Here is a 3949-nt window from a genome sequence, read left to right on the forward strand (position 1 = left end):
CGCTGGCAGGTGGCGAAGATGTCGTCGACCTCGTAGGCCAGGTGACCGAAATTACGGCCGCCGTCATAGTTCTCAGGGTCCCAGTTATAGGTCAGCTCGACCATCGGCGCGCGGTTGGCGCGGGCGGCCTCCATGTCGTCGGGCGCGCAGAGGAAGACCAGGGTGAAACGGCCGCCCTTGTTCTCGACGCGGCTGGCCTCGGCCAGGCCCAGCTTGTTGACGTAAAAGTCCAGCGAGGCGTCCAGGTCTTTCACGCGCACCATGGTGTGCAGGTATTTCATTCTTCGGTCTCCGGTTTCGGGTCGGGCTCGTCTTCGAGCGACGAGACTAGCACAGGCGCGGGCTCGGTCGTGCGCGTCTCGCGCTCCGGCCTGGCGGGTTCCTCGCGGGTCTGGCGGCGCCAGAGGGCCGCGTATTCGCCGCCCTGCGCGATCAGCCCGGCGTGATCACCCCGCTCGACGATGCGGCCGCGGCGGATCACCAGGATCTCGTCGGCGTCGGCGACGGTCGACAGGCGGTGGGCGATGACCAGCGTCGTGCGCCCCGCTCTCACCTTGCGCAGCGTCGCCTGGATCGCCGCCTCCGTCCGCCCATCCAGCGCGCTGGTCGCCTCGTCGAGCACCAGGAGGCGCGGATTCGCCAGAAGCGCGCGGGCCAGACCCACCCTCTGGCGCTCGCCGCCGGAGAGCTTGAGGCCGCGTTCGCCGACCAGGGTCTCCATCTTGTACGGCAACCCTTCGATAAAGCTGGAAAGCTCGGCCGCCTCCGCCGCCGCCCAGACGTCCGCCTCGCCGGCGTCGGGCCGCGCGAAGGCGATGTTGGCGTAGAGGGTGTCGTTGAAGAGGGCGACGTCCTGCGGCACCAGCGCCACGGCGCGGCGCAACGAGGCGAGTTCGGCCTCGCGCAGGTCGAGCCCGTCGAGCATCACCCGCCCCGCCCGCGGGTCGAGCAGCCTGAGCGCCAGGCGGACAATGGTGGTCTTGCCGGCGCCGGACGGGCCGACGAGCGCGGCCGTCCTGCCCGGCGGAATGCGGAAGCTGACGTCGCTCAGGCCCACGGAGCGGGCGGTGTGCTGGAAGCCGACATGGTCGAACACCAGCTCGGCGCCCTTGAGCGACGCCGGCGGCAAGGGCCGCGCGTCGGGCGCGTCCTGGATATCGGGCTCGACCGACCGGAGATTGATCATCTGCTCCATGTCGATGAAGGCCTGCCGGATCATGCGATAGTTGGAGCCGAGCTGGTTCAGCGGCGCGTAGACCGCCTGCAGAATGAGGATGCAGGCGGTGATGCCGCCCGGGGTCATCTTGCCGTGGATGACCTCGTATCCGGCCAGCAGGGTGATGAAGCCGAGGCCGGCGCTCATCACCACCGTCTGCAGCGCATTCAGCATCTGCAGCGAGGTGTTGGCCTTGACCGCGGCGGCGGCGTAGTCGCCGCGCGCCTGCGCGTAGCGGCCGACGATTCGCTCCTCGGCGCCGAAGGTCTTGATGGTCTCGAAGTTCATCAACGCGTCGACGATGAGACCGGCGGCGGCGGAATCGGCCTCGTTCAGCGCGCGGCGGAACCGGATGCGCCAGTTGGAGATGGAGAAGGTCAGGATGACATAGAGCAGGATGGTCCCAACCGTCGCCGCCGACAGCACCCAATTGTAATGGCTGGTCATCACGAAGGCCGCCATGGCCAGTTCGAAGGCGGTGGGCCCGAGATCGAAGACGACGCTGCGGATCAGCGTGTCGGTGGAATTCGAGCCGCGGTCGATGATGCGGGCGAGCGCGCCGCTCTGCTTGCCCTGATGGAAGTTGAGCGACAGCGACAGCGAGTGGGCGAAGGTCTCGACCGCCGAGCGGGCCAGCGCCTGCTGCGACACCGGCGTGAAGATGGCGTCGCGCACCAGCGGCGTGACGTTGGACACGAAGCGGAGCAGCACCCAGAAGACCGCGAAGCCGCCGAACACCGCGAACACCGTCTCGGCGGCGCTTCGTCCATGGCTCAGCGCATCGATGGCGCGGCCGATCCAGATCGGCGAGTTCACCGCGGTCCATTTGCCGATCAGCACCAGCGTCAGCGCGACGAAGAGCCGGACCCGCAGGCCCTTGGCGCGAGAGCGCATGACCAGGCGGGCGAGGTCCGCCATCGAGCTCCAGAAATTGAAGGCGCCTCCTGTGGAGACGACCGTGGCGGGGCCGTTCGTTCGCCGCAACGCCTGGGAACCGCGCGCCAAGTCCTTGAATGTCCTCGTTCAATCCATGATCAAAGTCGTCTGCTGGCCCCCGGCGGGGGTCAGCCAGTCGATGCGCCAGTCGCCCGCCTGCCGCTGTCCACGGAAAGGCAGCCCCGAAATGGGACCGGCCCGGCTGACGCTGAAATGCGCGTCGGCCTGGCCGCCGGGCGACTGGACGGTCAGTTCATGATCGCCCGGTTTGAGCATGGCCGCCAGGGCGAATGAAAACCGGCCCTGAGCGTCCGCCCTCGTCTCGCCGCCCGGCTGGTTGTCGAGCGTCAGGCGAAGGGCCGAGCCGGGATGCGCCACGCCCGAGACCACCGCGCCGCCGCCGGCGTCGAAGTCCACCGCGGCGACCTGCGGCGTGTCTGAACTGGCGCCGGGGGCGTGCGCCCCGCCGCCGGCGCGCAACAGCACCGCTGGCCGCCCAGGCGCGGGCAGGACGGCCAGATAGCCCTCGCCCTGAACGATCCGCCCCGCCACATCCTCGGAAAGGCCGAACAGCCGCACCGCCGCCGCGCTCGGGACGGTGAGGGTGAAGAGGCCGCGGCCGTCGGTCACCGCGGCATAGGCTGCGCCGTCGGGCGAGGCCAGCCGGATGCGCACGTTCGGATCGGCCAGCCCGCCCAGTTCGACCTGGCCGTCGCCGAGCCGCTGGGCCGAGGTGAACCGGGGCGGCGGCGTGTAGCCGATCTGCCCCTGCGCCGACTCGTCCGCCGGCGCCTGGGGCGTGCGCCAGTCGCCGCCGCGGCTGCATGCCGCGAGCAGTCCCGCCGCGACGAGCGCGCCGACCCAGACGGCCGCCCTTGCATTCCGGGCGCGATGGCGAATGATCGTGGCCTGCGTCACTTGAAAGGCCGCCAATGTCCGAACCCCCGCGGATCGGTTCGATCTGCGTCTATGCCGGTTCGTCCGACGCCGCCGATCCCGCCCTGCTGGCGGCGGCCGGCGCCCTTGGCGCGATCCTGGCGCGCGACGACGTACGGCTGGTCTATGGCGGCGGCGGCATAGGGCTGATGGGCGCCTGCGCGCGCGCCGCCCACGCGGCCGGCGGCCGGGTGCTGGGGGTGATGCCCGAATTCCTGCGCCAGCGTGAGATCCTTTTCGAAGAGGTGGAAACCATCGTCGTGCGCTCGATGCATGAGCGCAAGATGCTGATGTTCGAAGAATCCGAGGCCTTCGTCGCCCTGCCCGGCGGCATCGGCACGCTGGAGGAGGTGGTCGAGCTGCTCTCCTGGCGCCGGCTGGGCCTGCACGCCAAGCCGACCGTCTTCTATAATCCGGAGGGCTTCTGGGATCCGCTGTTCGGATTCCTCGACCAGACCATCGCCCTGAACCTCACCCCGCCCGCCTTCGCCAGCGCCTGGCGAGCCGTCGACACGATCGAGGCGATCCTGCCGACGATCCGCGCCATGGCTGATGCAACGCCCGAGACTGTGTCGAGGTTGATGCCAAAAGACCTCTCCCAGAGGGAGAGGGAGGGGCCCGCGCCGAAGGCAGCGGGAGGGTGAGGGGTTACAGCCTGGACAGGCTGGCTCGGATCATTTCAGCAGCCGCTGAATTGGAGTTTGAATCGGTGAGGGCGTAACCCCTTGTCTGTTGGTGTCCGTGCTAGGTCTGGGCTGTCTTCCGGGACGTCCGCCTGGCGCACCAACACCAGGCGGACTGTCGGCGGAGGGGCCGATGACCCCTGAGCCTTTTGGACTGAGGGTGAGCAGGGCCGCCGCC

The 3949-nt window shown here is 69.4% G+C and carries 4 protein-coding genes; 1 reads left to right on the forward strand and 3 read right to left on the reverse strand.

Annotation, left to right across the window (positions count from 1 at the left end; genetic code table 11):
* From VGL85_RS02520 to VGL85_RS02530, 3 genes are all read right to left on the reverse strand, one after another.
* A partial coding sequence (locus VGL85_RS02520) for a VOC family protein (protein ID WP_331585639.1) occupies window positions 1-281 on the reverse strand: 281 nt, incomplete at its 3' end.
* The gene (locus VGL85_RS02525; protein ID WP_331585641.1) at window positions 278-2134 is read right to left on the reverse strand and encodes an ABC transporter ATP-binding protein/permease; all 1857 of its coding nucleotides are present in this window, start codon (window positions 2132-2134) and stop codon (window positions 278-280) included. The genes VGL85_RS02525 and VGL85_RS02520, both read right to left, overlap by 4 nt.
* A 105-nt stretch (window positions 2135-2239) precedes the next feature.
* Window positions 2240-3070: a carboxypeptidase-like regulatory domain-containing protein gene (locus VGL85_RS02530; RefSeq protein ID WP_331585643.1), complete on the reverse strand. Its 831-nt coding sequence runs from the start codon at window positions 3068-3070 to the stop codon at window positions 2240-2242.
* Between the two features lie 14 nt (window positions 3071-3084).
* Here VGL85_RS02530 and VGL85_RS02535 point away from each other — a divergent pair, with 14 nt between their 5' ends.
* A complete protein-coding gene (locus tag VGL85_RS02535) occupies window positions 3085-3732 on the forward strand; it encodes a TIGR00730 family Rossman fold protein (RefSeq protein WP_331585645.1) in 648 nt (215 codons plus the stop codon).
* Window positions 3733-3949: the final 217 nt, after the last annotated feature.

This window comes from Phenylobacterium sp., assembly GCF_036501465.1.
GTDB lineage: Bacteria > Pseudomonadota > Alphaproteobacteria > Caulobacterales > Caulobacteraceae > Phenylobacterium.

Coding starts and splice junctions, on each gene's coding strand:
- VGL85_RS02525 (WP_331585641.1), bottom strand. CDS start 2,134: ATGGCGGACCTCGCCCGCCTGGTCATGCGCTCTCGCGCCAAGGGCCTG.
- VGL85_RS02535 (WP_331585645.1), top strand. CDS start 3,085: ATGTCCGAACCCCCGCGGATCGGTTCGATCTGCGTCTATGCCGGTTCG.